General features: G+C 35.0%; 17 protein-coding genes and 1 tRNA gene. 9 read left to right on the top strand and 9 right to left on the bottom strand.

The annotated features are described in order from the left end of the window. Positions 1-6: 6 nt before the first annotated feature. From ACGH4F_RS05700 to fruA, 7 genes are all read left to right on the top strand, one after another. Positions 7-966, top strand: coding sequence for an ABC transporter permease (locus ACGH4F_RS05700; RefSeq protein ID WP_411590375.1), 960 nt, complete (start codon positions 7-9; stop codon positions 964-966). Continuing rightward, positions 956-1,927, top strand: a complete 972-nt coding sequence (locus tag ACGH4F_RS05705; protein WP_267385901.1) for an iron chelate uptake ABC transporter family permease subunit — start codon at positions 956-958, stop codon at positions 1,925-1,927. Before ACGH4F_RS05700 ends, ACGH4F_RS05705 begins: the two co-directional genes overlap by 11 nt. Continuing rightward, positions 1,924-2,679 (top strand): ABC transporter ATP-binding protein, encoded by a 756-nt coding sequence (locus ACGH4F_RS05710; protein WP_267360726.1) that lies wholly within the window; start codon positions 1,924-1,926, stop codon positions 2,677-2,679. Before ACGH4F_RS05705 ends, ACGH4F_RS05710 begins: the two co-directional genes overlap by 4 nt. Before the next feature lie 128 nt (positions 2,680-2,807). Next, entirely contained in the window at positions 2,808-3,836 is a 1,029-nt protein-coding gene (gene cra, locus ACGH4F_RS05715) for a catabolite repressor/activator (RefSeq protein WP_267360724.1), read from the top strand. A gap of 389 nt (positions 3,837-4,225) precedes the next feature. Continuing rightward, positions 4,226-5,428 (top strand): fused PTS fructose transporter subunit IIA/HPr protein, encoded by a 1,203-nt coding sequence (gene fruB / locus ACGH4F_RS05720; protein ID WP_411590378.1) that lies wholly within the window; start codon positions 4,226-4,228, stop codon positions 5,426-5,428. Continuing rightward, positions 5,428-6,363, top strand: coding sequence for a 1-phosphofructokinase (gene fruK, locus ACGH4F_RS05725; protein ID WP_411590380.1), 936 nt, complete (start codon positions 5,428-5,430; stop codon positions 6,361-6,363). Before fruB ends, fruK begins: the two co-directional genes overlap by 1 nt. 8 nt (positions 6,364-6,371) lie before the next feature. Then, positions 6,372-8,120 (top strand): PTS fructose transporter subunit IIBC, encoded by a 1,749-nt coding sequence (gene fruA / locus ACGH4F_RS05730; protein WP_411590382.1) that lies wholly within the window; start codon positions 6,372-6,374, stop codon positions 8,118-8,120. A 52-nt stretch (positions 8,121-8,172) separates the two neighbouring features. Here the strand turns inward: fruA and ACGH4F_RS05735 are convergent, their stop codons facing one another. Then, positions 8,173-8,748 (bottom strand): TIGR00730 family Rossman fold protein, encoded by a 576-nt coding sequence (locus ACGH4F_RS05735; RefSeq protein WP_267360717.1) that lies wholly within the window; start codon positions 8,746-8,748, stop codon positions 8,173-8,175. 148 nt (positions 8,749-8,896) lie between these two features. On the opposite strand from ACGH4F_RS05735, the gene ACGH4F_RS05740 reads away from it, so the two are divergent. After that, positions 8,897-8,972, top strand: a tRNA-Asn gene (locus tag ACGH4F_RS05740). Positions 8,973-9,309: 337 nt separating this feature from the next. On the opposite strand, the gene ACGH4F_RS05745 is transcribed toward ACGH4F_RS05740, so the two are convergent. The 7 genes from ACGH4F_RS05745 to ACGH4F_RS05775 all read right to left on the bottom strand — a co-directional run bounded on the left by ACGH4F_RS05745 (position 9,310) and on the right by ACGH4F_RS05775 (position 18,399). Then, a complete protein-coding gene (locus ACGH4F_RS05745; protein ID WP_411590384.1) occupies positions 9,310-10,335 on the bottom strand; it encodes a hypothetical protein in 1,026 nt (341 codons plus the stop codon). A gap of 366 nt (positions 10,336-10,701) precedes the next feature. Then, on the bottom strand, positions 10,702-10,968 hold the full coding sequence (locus ACGH4F_RS05750) for a hypothetical protein (protein ID WP_411590386.1): 267 nt from the start codon (positions 10,966-10,968) through the stop codon (positions 10,702-10,704). A gap of 398 nt (positions 10,969-11,366) precedes the next feature. Then, on the bottom strand, positions 11,367-12,041 hold the full coding sequence (locus ACGH4F_RS05755; protein ID WP_411590388.1) for a hypothetical protein: 675 nt from the start codon (positions 12,039-12,041) through the stop codon (positions 11,367-11,369). Positions 12,042-12,092: 51 nt separating this feature from the next. Continuing rightward, on the bottom strand, positions 12,093-12,683 hold the full coding sequence (locus ACGH4F_RS05760) for a hypothetical protein (protein WP_220225343.1): 591 nt from the start codon (positions 12,681-12,683) through the stop codon (positions 12,093-12,095). Positions 12,684-13,308: 625 nt separating this feature from the next. Then, a complete protein-coding gene (locus ACGH4F_RS05765; RefSeq protein ID WP_411590390.1) occupies positions 13,309-14,691 on the bottom strand; it encodes an MATE family efflux transporter in 1,383 nt (460 codons plus the stop codon). Positions 14,692-14,932: 241 nt separating this feature from the next. Continuing rightward, positions 14,933-15,859, bottom strand: a complete 927-nt coding sequence (locus tag ACGH4F_RS05770) for a serine hydrolase domain-containing protein (protein WP_411590391.1) — start codon at positions 15,857-15,859, stop codon at positions 14,933-14,935. A gap of 101 nt (positions 15,860-15,960) precedes the next feature. Continuing rightward, positions 15,961-18,399, bottom strand: a complete 2,439-nt coding sequence (locus tag ACGH4F_RS05775) for an excinuclease ABC subunit UvrA (RefSeq protein WP_411590393.1) — start codon at positions 18,397-18,399, stop codon at positions 15,961-15,963. A gap of 336 nt (positions 18,400-18,735) precedes the next feature. Here ACGH4F_RS05775 and ACGH4F_RS05780 point away from each other — a divergent pair, with 336 nt between their 5' ends. Then, entirely contained in the window at positions 18,736-19,476 is a 741-nt protein-coding gene (locus ACGH4F_RS05780) for a carbonic anhydrase (RefSeq protein ID WP_411590395.1), read from the top strand. Between the two features lie 269 nt (positions 19,477-19,745). Here the strand turns inward: ACGH4F_RS05780 and ACGH4F_RS05785 are convergent, their stop codons facing one another. Continuing rightward, on the bottom strand, positions 19,746-20,582 hold the full coding sequence (locus ACGH4F_RS05785) for a transporter substrate-binding domain-containing protein (protein ID WP_411590397.1): 837 nt from the start codon (positions 20,580-20,582) through the stop codon (positions 19,746-19,748). Between the last annotated feature and the right edge of the window lie 30 nt (positions 20,583-20,612).

Here is a 20,612-nt window from a genome sequence, read left to right on the forward strand (position 1 = left end):
AAAAACATGAAGTTGTCGTTATATTTTATTGCAGGCATCATTATTTTATTAATTTTGACTGCAATAAGTTTGTTTATTGGTGCAGGGCATGTCAATTTACATGAACTTTTCACCAATACAAATATGCAGCAGATCTTTTTTGTCAGTCGTTTGCCAAGAACGTTAGCGTTATTGTTAGCGGGTAGTGCAATGAGCGTTGCTGGCTTAGTGATGCAGTTATTAACACAAAACCGCTTTGTGGAGCCTACCCTTGTTGGCACCACCCAATCAGCTAGTCTTGGTTTACTCATCATGATGGTATTAGCGCCCGAACAAAGTGTCATGATCAAAATGGTGGTTGCAAGTTTATTTGCGATGATGGGTACGATTATTTTTATGATAATATCCCATAAAATTGTTCTCAAATCAGCACTAATGGTTCCACTTATTGGGATTATGCTAGGTGCGATAATCAGTGCTGTAACCACATTTTATGCCATGTATTATGATCTATTGCAATCGCTTTATGGATGGCAATCAGGTGATTTTTCTGGGATTTTACAAGGTCGTTATGAACTATTGTGGCTAGTTTGTGGTTTGACATTGGTAGCATGCTGGAGTGCAGATCAGTTTACAGTCGTGGGGTTAGGTCGAGATTTTTCGGTTAATGTGGGACTTAATTATCGTCGAGTCATAATAATTGGACTAATTGTCATAGCATTGATTGGCGGTATTGTAGTTGTGGTGGTTGGTGTATTACCTTTTTTAGGATTAATCGTCCCCAACATTGTCAGCTTGTTATTCGGTGATAATGTGCGTAAAACCATTCCTTGGGTCTGTTTATTCGGTGGGGGATTGGTATTAATTTGCGATATTATTGGACGTTTAATTCGCTATCCATTTGAAATCCCTGTCAGTGTTATTCTTGGTATTGTCGGTGCCGTAATCTTTTTAATATTATTAAGTCGAAAAAAACATGCTAGTTAGTTCAAAACACTATCTTTCCAGTCAAAAAAGAGTTTGGCTATTATTGAGTATAGCGCTTATTTGTATCATCTTTTTTATGACCTTTAATCTAAAAGGGAATATTAGGTATATTTTGACTCATCGTATGTGGATAGTATTGACGATGATATTAGTTGCTTTTTCGGCTGCAACATCCACACTCCTTTTTCAAACCGTGACCCATAATCGCATATTAACGCCGTCGATAATGGGGTTTGAATCTTTATTTGTCTTAATTCAAACAATTGTCATTTTCTTTATCGATGTGCAAGGTATTCCTTACATCGGTATTATGGGCAAATTTATCGTTGAATCGCTTTTACTGATCTTATTTTCTCTATTGTTATATAAAGGTTTATTCACAAAATTTAAGCAAAATCTTCATTTAGTATTATTAATTGGGATTATTCTGGGCACACTTTTCCGCAGTTTTGCAAACTTATTACAACGGTTAATGACACCAACTGAATTTGCTGTTTTGCAAAGTCGAATTTTTGCTACGTTCACTCGGGCTGATCCCATCTTAATTATTTTTTCATTCATTATTGCAATATGTATCGGACTATTTTTATGGAGAATGCGTTTTCAATTTGATGTTTTGGCTTTAGGACGTGATAACGCTATTAATCTTGGCGTTAATTATCATCAAAGCGTGACCATTATTTTACTTTTAGTCTCGATATTAGTTGCAATTTCAACCGCATTGGTTGGGCCGTTTACCTTCTTTGGTCTAATGATAGCAAATTTAGCTTATAGCATAAGTCGCTCAAGCCAACATCGATTTTTACTTCCCACGGCCTTTTTACTTGGCGTGATTTTTCTGGTGGGTGGTCAAATGTTTTTAGAGCATGTTTTGAATATGGTTGGCGCCATTACGGTCGTCATAGAGTTTATTGGTGGTTGTTTGTTTATCTTCTTATTATTGAAAAAGGTACCGATGTGATACAAATTGATAATATTAATAAAAAATATCAAACCCTTTCGGTTTTAAAAAATGTTACCGCCACTATTCCACAAGGAGGAGTAACGGCAATCATTGGACCTAATGGCGCTGGAAAATCAACTTTACTTTCGATTATAAGTCGACTTTTGAACGCTGATGAAGGAAACGTTAAAATTCAAGACATGGATGTGTTTGAAACGCCGAGTGATAAATTAGCTACTCATCTTTCGGTATTAAGACAAGAAAATCGCTTTACCAGTAGGCTTACCGTATTTGAACTGGTCGGATTCGGGCGTTATCCTCATACAAAAGGGCGTTTAAATCCTGATGATTATCAGCATATTCATCGAGCATTGGATTTTTTAAATTTAACTGAGTTTAAAGATCGTTTTTTAGATGAGTTATCTGGCGGACAGCGACAACGAGCATATGTCGCGATGGTGCTTTGTCAAAATACTGAATATGTGTTACTTGATGAACCGTTAAATAATTTGGATATGAAGCATGCAGTTTCGATGATGAAACAGTTACGACGTGCTGCGAATGAACTTGGTAAAACCATTGTCATTGTTATTCACGATATCAATTTTGCATCAGTCTATTCGGACTATATTTTAGCGATGAAAAATGGGGAACTGGTCTATCAAGGAACTCCAACACAGATTATGAATTCAGCTATTTTAGAAGATATTTTTGATACGCCGGTTAGCATTGAAACCATCCAAGGACAACATATCGCTGTATATTATTAATGTAGATTGTCGTATGTTATTTAAGCGTAAAATATTGCAAATAATAAACAAGTTAAAGTAAATTAATATTTGCTAATTCCTTCTTTCCATGCTAAAAAAAAGACACGCCATTTGCCGAGATAACAGTGATGAAGTTAGAGGAAATTGCACTTTTAGCTGGTGTGTCAAGAACGACTGCAAGCTACGTAATAAACGGAAAAGCGAAAAAATATCGAGTAAGTGATCAAACTATTGCTAAAGTGATGGCAATTGTTAAAAAGCACAAATATCAGCCTAATGTTGTTGCTGCAGGACTTCGAGCAGGTAAAACAAGAACTATTGGTATTATTATCCCTGATTTAGAAAACAGTAGTTATACCCGCATTGCCAGTTATTTAGAGCAACTCGTCAGAAAAGAAGGATACCAACTACTTTTATCCTGTTCTGACGATAATCCAGAAATTGAAAAAGAATGCATTGCACATTTAAAACAAAGAAGGGTGGACGCTTTAATTCTGTCATCGTCTTTTGTTACGGATTCAGACTATGCGTTTTATGATGATTGGGAAAATTTTAAGATTCCTCTATTTGCATTAGACAGAACATTATCGAGTAAAAAATTTAGAAATATTGTTGGTGCAGATAAACAAGATGCGAAAGCACTTGCCCAAACATTTAACCATTTTGTTCAAGGCAAAGTCATTTATATTGGTGCTCTACCTAATTTATCGGTAAGTCAGCATCGTCTTGAAGGGTTTAACGCGGTAACATTAAAAAATTGTAACGATGTTGATTTTTTATATGCTAATAATTATAGCCGACAAGATGCTGATACGGCTTTTAGTCATTGGTTAAACAATCATGAATTACCAAATGGTATTTTTGCAACTTCATTTTCACTTCTTCAAGGTACAATTGATGCCATATTAAGAAAATTTGGTCATTTACCTGAATCATTAACTATTGCAACGTTTGGCGATAATGAATTACTCGATTTTTTGCCCTGTAAAGTGATTTCACTTTCTCAGGATCATAAAGAAATAGTGGAGTTGACTATCACATTACTCCAAAATTGTTTGAATCAGCAAAGTTATCAATCAGGTACTACTATGATCCCAAGACAATTAATTTACCGTGGCAGTTTGAGCCGTCAACGTATGAGTAAATACGAAAAATAAAAAAACTCGGAAGCTTGTCACTAAATAGGTTGTTGCATGATGTATTACTAAAAACGCTATAATATTATTGCTTGGACATGTTTAACGTTTTATGAAGGCTGAAATACATGACTTAAAAATTAATGAAAAATACATTACATTAAAGGTAGCAAAATGATGTAACTAAATAACAAAAAATGTCTAAAATCTATTTTGCATTTATAATAAATAAATTAAGATCAAAAAATTAGATCTCGATCACATATTTGTTATTGATAGTTATAATTTATTGGATAAATAATTTTAATTTATTCATTATTGCTGAAACGATTCAATAAAAATCATTAAATGGATTTATAGATGAGTCATTTTAGTCGACCCAATATTTTTAACCCAGAGGTATTTATTCTATGTTTCATTTAGTTAAAGAAGATATACATTTAAATGAACACGCTACTAATAAAACAGAAGCGATAAAAAAAGTAGCGGCAGCATTAACTAGTGCCGGTTTTGTCGAAGAAGGATATGTAAATGGAATGCTTGAACGTGAAGCGCAAGCTGCCACTTATCTGGGTATTGGCCTTGCTATTCCACATGGCACTACCACCACTCGTCATTTAGTTAAAAAGACGGGTGTTCAAGTTTTTTGTTTTCCTGAAGGTGTTGAATGGGGTGATGATGGTGAAAAAGCTTATGTCGCTATTGGTATCGCCGCTAGTTCTGATGAACATTTAGAGTTACTTCGTCAATTGACGCATGTTTTAGGTGCTGACGGTGTTGAAGAACGAATCAAAAACATTAAAACAGCAGATGAAGCACTTGCTATTTTAACCGGAAAAACAGAACAAGAAAACAGCCAATTTTCAATGAATGAATCATCACTTTTATTGGATATCAATGCTGATAGTTTAGCCACTTTACAAGCGTTAAATGCATCACGCTTAAAACAACAAAATGCTGTAAATACGGCTTTTATCACTCATGTGCTGGATAATAAACCAACTTATCTAGGTAGTGGGGTTTGGTTGAACGATAGCAAAGAAGGCAATCTAAAAAATGCGATTGTTATTAGTCGTACAATAAGCAACGTAAATGAAGATAATAAACCGGTAAAATTACTTATCACGATGTCAGTTGTTGATAATGCAATGTCTGAGGTTATTGATCGTATTGCACGTTTAGCATTTTATGAAAAGTTAGATTTAATGTTATCGGCAAGCACGGATAGATTAATCAATTTACTGATGACAGATGACCTACCTTCAACTATCGATAATTCTCAAACTGAACAAGCTAACTCATCAGCGCCATTAGCATCGGATTCAAGCCAAGCTTTAACTCGTGAATTTATCGTGCCTAACGAAAATGGTTTACATACTCGTCCATCTTCAGTATTAGTTAAATTGGTTAAAGAGTTTAATAGCAAAGTAACTGTTGCGAATCTTGATGGAAAAGGGGAGCCAGTAAGTGCTACCAGCTTAATGAAAATCGTTGCACTTGGAGCCAAAAAAGGCAGCCGTTTGCAATTTACTGCGGTCGGTGATGATGCTGAGCAAGCACTTGATGCTATCGGTAAAGCAATTGAAAGCGGACTTGGTGAGGGAACAGAATAATGAATTATCGTGTTGCAACAATCACCTTAAATCCTGCTTATGATTTATTAGGATTTTGTCCAAAAGTCGAGTTGGGTGATGTAAATTTAGTTCAAACGAATGCTTTACTTGCCGCAGGCAAAGGGATTAATGTTGCTAAAGTATTGTCTGATCTAGATATAAAATTAACTGTTGGTGGTTTTTTAGGTCAAGAAAACCGAGATGGTTTTAATCTATTATTTAATTCATTAAATGTAGTCGACAAATTCCAAACTGTAGAAGGCCGTACACGTATTAATGTCAAATTGACTGAAGAAAATAGCGAAGTGACGGATCTAAATTTTTCAGGCTTTACAATTACAGAGCATGATTGGCAACGTTTTGTGACAAGTTCTCTTGAATGGTTAAAAGATATTGATATGGTCGCAATAAGTGGCAGTTTACCTGCCGGCGTATCACTCGATAAATTTACACAATGGATGGAACAAGTTAAACAGATCTGCCCAAAAGTGGTGTTTGACAGTAGCCGAGATGCGTTAGTCGCTGGATTGAAAGCTAAGCCATGGTTAATCAAACCAAATGATAAAGAACTTGAAATGTGGGTCGGACGTAAATTAACGACATTAGATGAAATTAAAACAGCAGCGTTAGAATTAGTAAAAGGTGGCGTTGAAAATGTTGTGATTTCACTAGGAAGTAAAGGCGCTTTGTGGGTGACTCAACATGAAGCATGGTTGGCTAAACCACCAAAATGTCAAGTAGTGAGTACGGTCGGTGCTGGTGACTCAATGGTTGCTGGAATCATGTATGGATTAATAACAAATCAATCGATTAAAGATACCCTGGTATTTGCATCAAGTGTTGCTGCTTTGTCTGTTGGACAAGCGGGTGTGGGGATTTCGGATCGCCAAGCTGTAACTGATATGCTAGGCAAAATTGAAATAAATGCTGGTTAGGAGTTAGCATGAATATTTATATTGTTGAAGGTAGTAATACAGGTCCTGTAAATGGACGTTTAGCCAGAGCGGAACTCGCATTGGCTGCCAATTCGTTGAATTTTAACGTAACCGATAATTCAGATTCTGCTGATGCGATTATTGCTATCGGGACTGGTGAAATTAGTGATAAATCCGTTATCGGTAAAAAAGTTTATGTGGTAGAAGATATTAATGCGTTATTCGCTAACCCAAAACAAATTCTAACAGAAGCACAAAGTAAAGCGGTTGTTTTTGAACAATCAGCTCAACGTGTTTCAGCTCCTACCACTAATACGGCTGTAAAACGTATTGTTGCAGTAACAGCGTGTCCAACTGGAGTGGCACATACTTTTATGGCTGCCGAAGCGATTGAAGAAGAAGCCAAAAAACGTGGTTGGTGGTGTAAAGTTGAAACGCGTGGATCAGTTGGGGTTGGTAACGAACTCACGCCAGAAGAAGTCGCCTCAGCAGACATTGTGATTGCTGCTTGCGATATCGATGTAGATTTAAGTAAATTTGCGGGTAAAAAATTGTATCGAACAAAAACTGGCCCAGCGCTCAAAAAGACTGCGCAAGAGTTTGATAAAGCATTCGAAGAGGCAACGGTTTATCAACCTTCATCAACTTCAGCATCGGCTAAATCAAGCAATGAGAAGAAAAGTTTTTATAAACATCTTCTAACTGGTGTTTCTTATATGTTACCAATGGTGGTTGCTGGTGGATTGATCATCGCACTTTCCTTTGCTTTTGGTCAATTCCAAGAAGTATTAAAAACAGTAACTGTTATGGAAAATGGTGTAGAAGTTGTTAAACAAACTCTTGTAAAAGAGCTAGTTGGTGAACCTCATTTAAAACAAATTGGTGATTTAGCATTCTCATTAATGGTTCCATTACTGGCTGGTTATATTGCTTATTCAATTGCGGATAGACCAGGGCTTACGCCTGGTCTTGTTGGTGGTTTACTTGCTGTTTCAACTGGAGCTGGATTTTTAGGTGGTATTATTATTGGCTATTTTGCGGGTTATGTCGCATTAGCGGTCACTAGATATTTACCATTACCAAAAAGTGTGGAAGCCTTAAAACCGATTCTAATTGTGCCACTATTGGCAACATTAGCGACAGGGATTGTCATGCAATTTGTCGTTGGTACACCAATCGCATGGTTAATGAAAGTTATTACTGTATGGTTAAGCACAATGAATGGTGCTAATGCAGTTATTTTAGGTGCATTACTAGGTGGTATGATGTGTACTGATATGGGGGGACCAATTAATAAAGTTGCTTATGCATTTGGTATGGGTATGATTTCCTCCCAAGTTTATGCACCTATGGCTGCAGTTATGGCGGGTGGAATGGTACCTCCATTAGCGATGGGATTAGCTACGCTAATCGCCCGTAAAAAATTTGCTAAAGCAGAGCAAGAAAGCGGTAAAGTTTCGTTAGTATTGGGCTTTTGCTTTATCTCTGAAGGGGCAATTCCTTTCGCTGCGCGTGATCCATTACGTGTTATCCCTTGTTGTATTATTGGTGGAGCTATCACGGGTGGTATGGCATTAGCATTTGGTTCAACATTAATGACCCCACATGGCGGATTATTTGCATTAGCAATCCCTGGTGTAGTTAATCCTGTTGGGGGATATCTATTATCAATCGTTGCAGGCTCCGTAATCGCCGGTGTTGCTTACGCATTGATCAAAAAACCTGAATCACAAACAACGGAAACCGCTATCGCATAATAATCATGCAACTAAAAACGCCATCTAATGATGGCGTTTTTCTTATATTCACTTATTTCTTTACCCAGCGTTGTAAATCTTTCGGAACGAAATCGTCCATTTGTTTCAGCACTAATTCGGCGTTATCACTAACAATTAATGTGTTATAAAAATTTTCCCGAATAAACCCTTCTTGCACTGCATGGTTTAAAAAACTCAACATCGGTTGCCAAAAGTTTGCAATATCAAATAATGCCACCGGTTTTTCATGATAACCAATTTGCATACCAGTCCAAACCTCAAAAACCTCTTCTAATGTGCCGGTACCGCCTGGCATAGCGATAAAACCGTCAGCTAGTTCTGCAAGCCTTGCTTTACGTTGATGCATATTGTCGACCACTTCTAATCGGGTAATGCCATGGTGAGCAGTTTCGGCTTTAACTAAACGTTCAGGGATGATGCCGATGACTTCACCGCCATGAGCTAAAACAGCATTAGCAATCATTCCCATAAGCCCTTTATTACCTCCGCCATAAATTAATCGCCGATTTTGTTTTGCTATAATTTTACCGAGTTGCTCGGCAGCTGTTCGATATTCCAAACGATTGCCTTCACTGGCACCACAAAATACACAAATATTTTTTTTCATAAATCATACTCTAGCTATTCTTACCGTAGCCCTTTATTTTAGCATAGGCGTTGTATTATTTGTTTACTCACTGAGCAGTTAGTTTTATTTCGTGTTTTAACGATTGACATAATCGTTATAGATCGTTAATATTCTGACCGTCGAGTGTTCCTCCATAGTTCAGTCGGTAGAACGGCGGACTGTTAATCCGTATGTCACTGGTTCAAGTCCAGTTGGAGGAGCCAACTTTCCTTTTCATCTCATATCTATACGTCTCTATTTGATTATAAATCAATATGTTATATTTTTTTAGTATACCGCTCATCCTTATACATCTATCAATTTTTCTAGCAATTTAATATTTTTTCGGGTTCAAATGAGGGTTAGCAAAAATGCTCATTTTTTTCAAATAAAAAGTAAAGCGATACTTTGAGGATCTCTTTCGAGAGCTGCATGATAAGCAGTAGCTTCAGCAACAAAAAACTTTGGGCTGAAGCTTTGGCAACCTGTTCGGCATCAAAACCAGCTGGCAGATAATAGCATTAACTTCATAAATTTTTCTATTTCTGCAAAATTTTGTAATTATTTCACCATTAACAATGGTCCCACAAATTTACGTTCGACAAGCTCACCGTCTTTATAGGTTTCTGTGTACAAAAGTTTGCCTTTTTTGCGAGTGGATAAGATGGGTTCATACAGTTCATTATATTGTTGTTCTAATTGATGACATTTCCAAATACCAACAGGCAGGCCATTTTTATATTCCGATTCGAGATAAATATAACCGATACCTAGAGGCGCATATTTACTGCCTGTTATCTCTATCCATACCCCCTCGCGAGTATGGTTTTGAACTAAACCTTCCTCTGTATCATTAAGATCTGTGTTTTGAAAAGGACCATTAGTATCATAATAGCGGATGAATTTGCCTTGGGGTGTCAGTTGGTATGTTCTTTTTTCATTAGCAGCACTGTCTGTCTCATCACTACCAAGATCCCTAATAATTATTTTCCCATTGTTATAATGGAAAAATCGATAGCTTCTACCCAGATCATTTCCATATTCGTAAGTGGCTGCTAATTTATCCACAATTTGATCAGAGCTGATAGATATAATGGATTGAAAAATAAGGTGTCTTCCATACTCGCAATGGTTGCATTCTAACTCAAGGTTCTCAGTGGTGAGTAGAAACAGATCAAACTGAGGAAAGCCGGCTATTTTTTCCACATGAACTGTAATCTTCTGTTTTAAAATATCGTTGATATTAAATGGGATATCATAGGAATCCTGAACAACCTGCTTTAAATTTTCTTGGGTTAAAGTGATCTTATAGGATTGTTCTGATTGGGACTGCTTATCTAAATTTCCGGCCAATTCATCAAAAGCCTTTTCACTCCCCGAACGTTCATTTTCTGTTTCTGCATGTTGCCAATGTGTGGCAAAAGGATATAAAACATGTTTATCACCAATTGGCGGGCTGGCAAGTGGAGCTTGCATAATTTGGGTAATAAGATCGTCTTTTTTATTTTTATTAATCGGTTGGCTATTCGCCATTTGATTACAACCTATCATAAATAGGATGGTGAAACATACTATTATCAATCTCATTGCCAATATTCCTTGTTTATTTTTTACAATGTTTCCCTCCATACTTAACGCCCGTATAAAATAACGGGTGCAGTATATGAGTGCGGTTTTCAGAATTTATGGAGAGTATATACCTGATTTCAGATAATAGTGAATTTATTTCTTCTTTATTTTAGGTGGATTTTTAATTGATAACTTACTATGAATATTAACAATTTTTGCCAGAATATTTTTTTATTATCACGCATATTATGCACGGCAATCCATAGTAAAAAAATCCTGAATAATTATATATCATTTAGTCGCAATAAATTGGTATATCATTATTCAGGATTTTTATGTTGATTTTCTATAAAAATATTTAAAACTAATTCTTTTTTAAAACTATTATTTTCTATTGCGTAATACGCCATATTTGAAGTAATCTTCCATTCCTACAATATCCTCAGTATTGTAATCAGCAGGTATAGGACAGTCCAATATTTTGGTTTCAATTGATAAAGGTTTTAATTTTATTTCCTTAGTGACTTCATAAATTTTTTCAATCTCAAAAAAATCATTTTCTTTATCAAATGTCCCCAAACAAATTCCATTTTTATTATTTTCTAATCGAACATCAATAGAATATACATATTTATTAGCAACGGGGAGCACATCTCTTAAAATGTCATTTTTATCATATAAAAGAATATAATTATCTTTAAGATTACCTTTAATACATATCGTCGAACATAATAAAACTCTGCATCAAGACCAAAAGTATCTGGTAGGTAGTAGTCTTCATTATTAAGATTAAAAAGCATGTCTAACTCTTTTGATTTAAAATAATCATTATTTCGATCATATTGTGCTTCATAGACGAATTTTGTATCTATATATTGATTTTCGTAGGCATTACAACTGAATGGTAAAAAAATTGCTAAAAATAAACTAATCAAATAGTTTTTAATTTTTATGGTAGTGCGGTTTATTTTCATTTTCATCATCTCCATCTTTGGTATTATAGGAATTTAGTCTAATTTTTGCCGATATATTTTTTATTACCACGCATTTTATGCACTGCAATCCATAGTATAAAAATCTAGAATGGATAAATACCATTTATTATCTAATTGGGTTAGATAAAATATAAAAATATTTTTTTCATGATTCGGTATTATACCTGGAAAGTTTTCTATATAGACAACTTTAACTGTTTTAGGGGCTATTTTATCGGCAATGGATTGATATTCCTCCCAAACAGGTTTTTTTTCAAATTGATAGTGTTTTAGTTCCCAATGATAATAACCAAGCGCTATTTTTAAAGCCTCAATATTTTTTTCTTTTGAATTGGCATACAGACCTAGTTTAGTGACTTTTTCACTACATGGATCAAATGGAGGATATTGTTCATATTGTATTTTAGGATTGCCAGATATTGAAAACCCTAGCAATTCATCGTCTACCCAAGACGGTATTGTATTTTCAATTATTTTATTATTCGATTTAAATTGTTCAATTCTTCTCATTGTTGGGCTGGTACTTCCATTATATACAATGAAAAGACCTATATCTTTATTAATATATTGGTTAATTTCTTTAAAATTCTTTTTATTAAAAAGGTCAATAAGTTGATAAACCGTAGCATCAAAATGTGGGATTGTTTGAGTCACTGCTGATTGATTTTCTATTTTTTGACTACATGCTATATTAGCCAAAGACAATAGAATCAGTAATAATATTCTCATTTTAAAATTCCCATGTTTTTTAGTTGTTTATCTTTCTTTCGAACTTAAACTTCATTTGCCATCAAATTCAACTTTTCCTTGACTTATCCATTGATTATCTTTCCACTCGCCGTCACACATATCTACCCCTGACCTAACAACTTTTGAGTTTTTGATATCGATAATGATACATTGATAGTTTCCGTTTAGTTCCTCTGATGTTCCAACATAACCTTTGCTAATAGTATCCATTTCAACATAATGTTTATTTTCAGATATTTTAAAATCAATTGAATAAATACCTGCATATACGTCATCGTATCCTTCATATCCTTCGATTTTAGATATAACACCATTTCTACTTAGTCTTGGTTCTGAATAAAGTTTGTAATCTTTAATATAATTTAAGAAGATTAATTCTTCTTGATCGCTGATTTTTAGTTTATAGGCATAGCCTGATTGACCAGATAAATGCGTATCAGACTGCAAATCTATCTTAGGAGAAACCTTAGGAGTAGAAGAAGGAGGAGACTCTAAAAAAACCTCAGTAACTACGTAATCATATTCAATGGGAGTGACATGATCATCAGCTTGTTGACTCTCAATTTTTTGACTACACGCTATGTTAGCCAAAGACAATAGAATCAGTAATAATATTCTCATTTTAAAATTGCTTCCTTTTACTATTAAGTCGACTGACAGGAAAAACAAAAAAATTCAAACCCCAAAAAGTAATATGTGGTAAAAATTGCTTCATAGGGTTTTCTCTTTTGTATTTTTACGTTTTAAAAAAAACAGTATAAGTAAAACTGAAATATAAAGAATTAAAGGAATCTTATAAATCATATCAATGATATTTTGTCCTATCATTTCATTTTCATCAGAAAACAAAACATAATAACTATTGTGACTTAAATAATTAATATAATTATAATTTTCAGAAAGAGGATTCAATTTTAGCGCCAGAAAGACAGTAGGATCATCGTTGCAAATAAGAATTTGGGTAAAACCTTTAATTAATAGTAATAGTAATATTAAGATCTTTAATAATTTCATATTGTCATCCATTTATAATCTTATTGAACTGATTGAATTTCGACTTTAATTCGGGGATGTGCTTCATAAATATTACTTTTTCCCTATTCTTTTCTTCCAATAATATAATGATATTCAATATCTACCCAATTATTTTTTACAATATGTCTTTCTTCTCCTTGATTAACTTTTGTACTTAGCTTATTTGCTTAATATTGTTTGTGATAATAGCGTAGCAATAGACGAGAACAACTTATTCCAATATCGACTTGAATTTTAATGATTTCAGACTTTTCTTCACCCACAAAAATGACAATAAACATGAAAGTAGGTTTCCGAGTGCCATAGAGATAAAAATGCCATTCATTCCCATTTTTTGAACATAGACTAAATATAATCCTATAGAAAAAATAATGATCATTCTAATATAAAGGATAATTACCGCAGGTAGGGGTTTTCCTGTCGCTTGAAAGCATGATCCGATTATCCACGATATTGCCATAAAGCAAAATGTAAATGATACGATTAGCACTTGTTTTCTGGCAAGATCAAGCACTTCTGGTATTGAAGTAAATATTGAAAATAACCAAGGAGAAAGTAATACATAAAGTGCTGCAATGATGCTACATAGTATCATTATTGCCCTTAAGCCTAGATTAAAAGCTTCTTTAATCCGATCAAGTTGATTACGTCCATAATTTTGCGAAATAAAGATCGTCATTGCACCAGCAATAGCAATCATCGGGATAACTAAAATCTGATCAATTCTCCCAACCAATGTCCATGCATTCATTGCATTTTCATCAAAGGTATTGGTGATCATTTTGTTATATGCAACGATAATGATATAAGTTGAGGCTGTCATTAAAAACTGAGGCAATCCAATCCGTATGATTTCTCTGGCAATTTTTCCGTTAAAGTGAGCAAAGTTAAATGTTAACGGAATTCTTGATTTTCCTTTGTGTATAAAGCGGATTAAATAAATAAAAGCCATAAATAACGATATTGTTGTAGCTAAACCTGCACCAGCCACCCCCATATCAAGTACAAATATCAATATGGGATCAAGTACGATATTGAGCGTTACCATAATCATAAATGATATTGCAGTAACATATGTCAGGCCTTCGCCAATAAGAATACCGCCATAAACCTGTAATAATATTATGAACAGTAAACCTGGGGCTAATGAATATAAAAACTGTAGACTATAGACTGTTGCTTCTAGGCTTAATTTATCACCTGATAATAAATTAATAATTTGTGGGCCAAAAGCATAACACATAATCATAAATGGCACGGTTAGCAGTAAAGCTATGACGACACCTGTACCCCCCAGATTTTGATAATGATTAAATTTTTTTTCGCCGATCAATCGCCCCGTTGTGGTACTGAGTCCAACGGCTAAACCTGAGGCGATAGCTTCAAAGACAAAAAATAATGGAAATAAAAGACCGGTTCCCGCCAACGGAGCTGAAGAAGTCGGATTGATCAATGAAATAAAATAGGTATTGATTATTAAGTAAGCATAATTTAATAAGTGACCAATAAGAATGGGAATACCTATTTTTATAATTATTGGCATGATTGGACCTTCAAACATGCCTTTTTGCAATTTTTCTTGAAAATTTGACATAGATTTCTCTTTAAGTTTATTTTTTAATAAATAGTGATATTATTTTTCTCTAGCGCAAAAAAGCGTCTAATCGACATGTTATCGAGAGCAAAATATCCATTATATTTTTCACTTTATAGCACCTGCCCGAACAGCACCTATCCCAACCTAAAACGTTTTGTTAGACAGTTCATGGCGGTAAAACCTTCTTGCCTTTTGGTGGAATGAATTGCAGAAACAAAATTTTATTAACGACTTAAAATTAACTGTCTGTTATCGATGGAATGATATAATCCGCCATGAGTTCCCACCTGTCGATTATCATCTTGTCGACTTTCGATACGATTGCCACTATCAGATCCTTTTCGGGAACACAATAGAGATAAGTTCCGCCTATGCCTGCCGCAAGAAAAGTGTTAATCCCCTTATCTTCTCTAAGCCACCACATATAGCCACAATCTTCCGTATGCTGTTTTAGCGATTCAGTTATCCAGTTTTCTGAAATGATCGGCTTGTCATTGCAATGGCCTTTATTCAAATACAAATATCCCAAACGAAGCATATCCCGCAGAGTTAAAGACAGCCCCCAGCCTCCGGTATTAATATTTTGAGGATCTTTTATCCAACCGGTAATATTTTCACCATAGACCTCTTCTTTAGAAAAGGATTTCATCTGTTGGTCATCGATCTCTTTCACCCCTAAATGGCTGAATAATGATTTATTGGCAAATTCTCGGGTTGATAGCCCCGTACTCCGCGTAATAATCGCTGAAAGAAGGTGGGCATTAGACATATTGAATTGAAACTCCCCAAGCTGGCCTTTTTGTCCCAACATTTCAAGCATAAATATCGTCCAATTCTTTTGCCTTCTCAACCTATCTAATGGCTCACTCTTTTTCCAAGAATAGGGTGCAGTCATGGTTAGTAAATGTTTGATTGTCAGATGTCGCTTTAACATATCACTGGCTTTGGATTGCGCTTCTGGAAAGAAATCAAGTATTGGTTGATCGACGCTTTTTATATATCCTTTATCAATGGCTATTCCCACTAAAGCGGAAGTAACGCTTTGTGTTACTGAAGTGAGATGATGAGTATTTTCAGCATGGTAACCTTTGAAATATTTTTCAAACACAATGCCGCCTTTTCGCAAAATCGCGATTCCTTTAATAATGCCTAGTTGAAAATTCAAGGCGACATCCAGCTCTCTCAATTTATCTGGATTCATATCCACCGATTCTGCATCAATGGTTTTCAATTCTTTTATATTAGCCATAATCAAGTATCCACTTTTCAAGTCGTAGGAGTTAAATATTTTCCGATTAGTGATTTTGGATTTTTCACCAAGTCTTTAGGGGTTCCTTCGGCAATGATTTCACCGCCTTTTAATCCTCCTTCAGGGCCAAGCTCTACGATCCAATCACACGATTCAAGAACTTCATGATTATGTTCAATAACAATCACAGAGTTTCCGCTTTTGATTAATTCATCCAACAGTTTTATCAGCTGAGCTGTATCATAAAGGCTTAAACCGGTAGTGGGTTCATCCATGATATACAAGATATGACCTTTTCGTTGCCGTCCTAATTCCTTCGCGAGTTTTAGTCTTTGGGTTTCCCCTCCGCTCATTGTTGAAGTGGGTTGCCCAAGCTTTATATATCCCATACCAATCCGTTCCATTATCTGTAACGGACGAACGATGACATCATTATCACTAAATAGGGCTATCGCTTCAGAAATCTGCATATCAAGAATTTCAGAAATATTTTTCCCTTTATACATGACAGTTAAAGCTTCGTTGTTATATCTTTTACCTTTACATTTTTCGCATGTTGCGTACATCTTTAAACTACCTTCAGGAAAAATAGCTTTACGTCCACTACCATGACACTCTCGGCAAGCGCCCTCGGAATTGAAGGAAAAGTGTCCCGCCGTTAAATTTAATCGTTTTGCTTCGGGTTGTTCTGCAAATAATCTACGTATCTTGTCCCATATTTTGGTAAAAGTAACAGGATTCGAATTTATATTTCTTCCTATTGGTGCCTGCGATACTTCAGCAAAGCCAGAAATATTTTCTGCGCCATCAAGCCTTTCGGCTATTGTTTCGATTAATAGTGATTCATCTTCAAAATCTACTTCGTCTTCTTCTCTATTGGTATTGTTCTTATTGGCGTCTAAGCGAAAATAACTTTTTAACAGGGGCGTTAGCGTGCTCGATATCAAGGAGCTTTTACCACTTCCAGAAACGCCCGAAACCCCAATAAGAACGCCTAATGGAAATGCGACTGAAATATCTTTTAAATTGTTGGTTTTGGCGTGTCGAATGACTAAACGAGGAATAGCAGAATCATCGATATTTTGTTTTAACATCCTTACCGGCATTTTTGCCTTGCCGGAAAGATATTGTCCTGTCAATGATTTATCGCATTTTAACAGACCGGCATAATCACCTTCATAAATCACTTCCCCGCCTTCAATTCCCGCTTTTGGGCCAATATCAATGATATGTTCAGCTATTTCTATCGTACTTCTGTCATGTTCCACGACAATAACCGTGTTACCTAAATCTTTAAGCGCTTTTATGGATTGTAAAAGTTCAAGTTTTTCTGATTCATGTAGACCTACTGTGGGTTCATCAAGAATATAGATAAGTGATTCAAGTTTGGACTCCAAATGCGAGTTAAGGAAGAGTCGTTGTATTTCACCGCCACTTAGTGAGGACATTTCTCTATAAAGTGATAAATGCCCTAAACGAGAAGCAATTAATGATTTTGTCTTGTTCAAAATATCGTTAAGAAGATTTTTCCCACATTGCGTTATTTCGTTTAGTTCTAATGCCGATTCAAAAAACGTTTTAGCCTCGTCTAAAGTCATTTTGCCGACTTGACCAATATGTTTATCATTAATTAATATATTGCGAGCTTCTTCACCTATGCGATATCCATGACATTCTGAGCAAAGGGTTATTTCGTATAGACCATTTAAATATTCGCCTCTTTTGTGTTTAGCTTGCAAAATTCTTGATAAGCAGAAGCTTTGATTTGCACTGTTATTGCTGACATAATGCCCGTTTACCACGTCTTCTTTTATTTCATCCGGTATTTCTAAATAAGGCTGATCCATATAGCCTTTGAAATTCCTTTCCAAGACGCGAAGTATACCGGGGGTTACCCCGATATAACTAAATAACTCTCGTACGGTGGGATTTTTATTTGTAACAAGCTTTTCCATATTAACGTGATAATATGCGCCTCTGCCAGCGCATTTCATACACATTCCGTTAGGGTTATTATAGGAAAAATAGCCTAATTCAAGGCGCTCTTCCTCATGTCCACACTTAGCACAGACCCTATCTTGTCCAATAGTTTCGTTGCACTCTGAACATTTAACCTGCCCTTCACTTGAATACAGTAGGGCGAGAAGGTTGAATATGTTTGTTTTTGAACCGACTGTTGATCTTGGGTTATTCTGACGTACAACGCTTTGTTTAACTGCAATTGTCGGGCCAATACCCTCTATGCTTGCAAATTTTCTCTCATTTTCAAGTCCCGGAAATATTCCTAATGATTGAAGATACCCTTTACGTCCTTCTTCAAACACAATATCAAACATCAGACTAGACTTTCCTGATCCACTTATACCGGTGGCAACGGTTAATTTGTTTTTGGGAATAGTAATATCAACATCTTTAAGATTGTGAATCCGAGCTCCTGTTATTTTTATACTTTTCATCTAATCACACCTTGTCTTTTTAATTAAGAAATTTCAACTAATTTATTTATCGTTAAGATCAAACTATTGAGGAAATATAGAGCATTATTTTTTATTAGTGAAATGAAATATCTATATTTTTTAAAATTTATTGACAAAATTGCAATTTTGTGCATAAGCTGGAATTTTACCGATATTTGGTTAACTATATTGTTTGTTTAAAAAACAGTTCAAATTTTTTTAAGAGGCCTTAATGAGGATTTTGTGATAATTGTTTAATTAACTAATTTTAGATAGTCAGACTAGTTTAATAAGTCTATAATTTCGTCACAAATTACATTATTAAGTTGATAAGTTATGAAATTGAACATAAGGATTGTTGCTTTAATTGCAACATTTAGCTTCCCCTGTTTTGCAAATGAACATACCACTCATTGGGGATATGATGGGCAAGAAAAGCCTGAAAACTGGGGAAAGCTTTCACCGGAATATTCAACTTGTGAAAATGGCAAGAATCAATCACCAATCAATATTGAACATGCGTTTAAAACAAATCATCCTGAGCTTAGTCTTATTTTCAATTCTGCTAAGCAAGAAATGATTAATAATGGTCATACTATACAAATCAATGTATCGGGTGAAAATAGTTTAATGTTGGATGATGAAGTTTTTACATTGCAGCAATTCCACTTTCATACGCCTAGCGAAAATGAAATTAACGGTAAGCATTATCCGATGGAGGCGCATTTTGTTTATAAAAATCAAAATGGCGATTTAGCGGTAATGGCCTTAATGTTCAATGAAGGTAAAACTAATTTAGAATTAGAAAAAGCATGGCAGCAAATTCCAACAGTGGTTAATAATAGTTTGTTATTAGATAATACCATTGATATAAAAGCGTTATTACCCAATGTATTGGACTACTACCGCTTTAGTGGTTCACTGACTACGCCACCTTGTACAGAAGGGGTAAGGTGGATTGTGTTAGAACATGAAAGTTATGCATCAAAAGCACAAATCGAAAAATTTCATTCAATTATGCAGCATGATAATAACCGACCAATTCAACCGTTAAATGGACGAATCATTGTTGATTAATTAGTTTGGCTCTGGAATCATCTTTCCAAGAGCCATTAATTATCAATAAGAAAATCTTCTAGTCTTACATTTTATAGCTTAAAGATACTTGTAAAAGTAAAGACCTTGATACCATTTGAGTATAAATTCTTACTAAGCCTTCCCCATAATATTCAGCATTTTAAAGCATTGTGAATAAGTGCTTTATATATCTATTTCATTATGGTAGGCAACGCTATTTAACCCAATGTTTTAGCTATAAACTAATTGGTTATTTTGATTATGTTAGTTCACTGTTTGGGTGAATAATCAGCACCAAAATAATGAATACTAATTTCTGATAATTTTCCATTATTGATGATCTTTTGGATGCCTTGATTGATATCTTTGGTTAATTGTTCACCTTTCTTTCCTTTGCTGATCAATAAGTAACTATAGGGGGAAGCAATACGTTCAGCATCTTCGTTGCTTAAATCGATACTTTTGAGTTTCAAGTTATGTTCGCTGATATATTGTGACAACATGACTTTATCAATTAACTGAAAATCATATTGTCCTGTTTCAACATGCTGTAACACTGGCAGTAAGTCTGCTTCACTGTAAATAATGTTGACGGGGTTATCGGGATTTTGTTCATTGTATAACTCTAAGGCTGTAGCATAATTAAGCCCCGGTGAAACTTCAGTCGATTTGCCTTTTAAATCACTAAAACGGTTAATATTGTCATTATTTTCAGCTACTGCTATCACATATTGGTTCATGAAAATTGGCGAAGAATAAAAATATTTTTCTTTGCGTTTTTCATTCATCGCATAATTATTGGCTCCGACTTGATAACGTTGAGAGTCAAGTCCTGCTAAAACCGAAGGAAACTCGGTAACTTCAAAGTTGATTTCATATTGTGGTAATTGGGCAAATACCGCTTTGACCACCTCAATATCGTAGCCAATTAATTCTCCTTTATCATTTACCGTCGTAAAAGGGCTAGGTGCGCCAGAGGTAGCAATAGTAATTTTTTCCTTTTGGGTTGTTGGTGAGTTTTCTTTTGCGTTATCACAGCCAGATAACAAAACAGTTAAAGTTAGTACGCTTAAAGCTGAAATAAAATAATTAGTGGGGATATTCATAATGCTACTCTCCTTTTTTTACGGAATAAA

Source organism: Gilliamella sp. CG35 (assembly GCF_046635745.1).
In the GTDB taxonomy this organism is placed as follows: domain Bacteria; phylum Pseudomonadota; class Gammaproteobacteria; order Enterobacterales; family Orbaceae; genus Gilliamella; species Gilliamella apicola_I.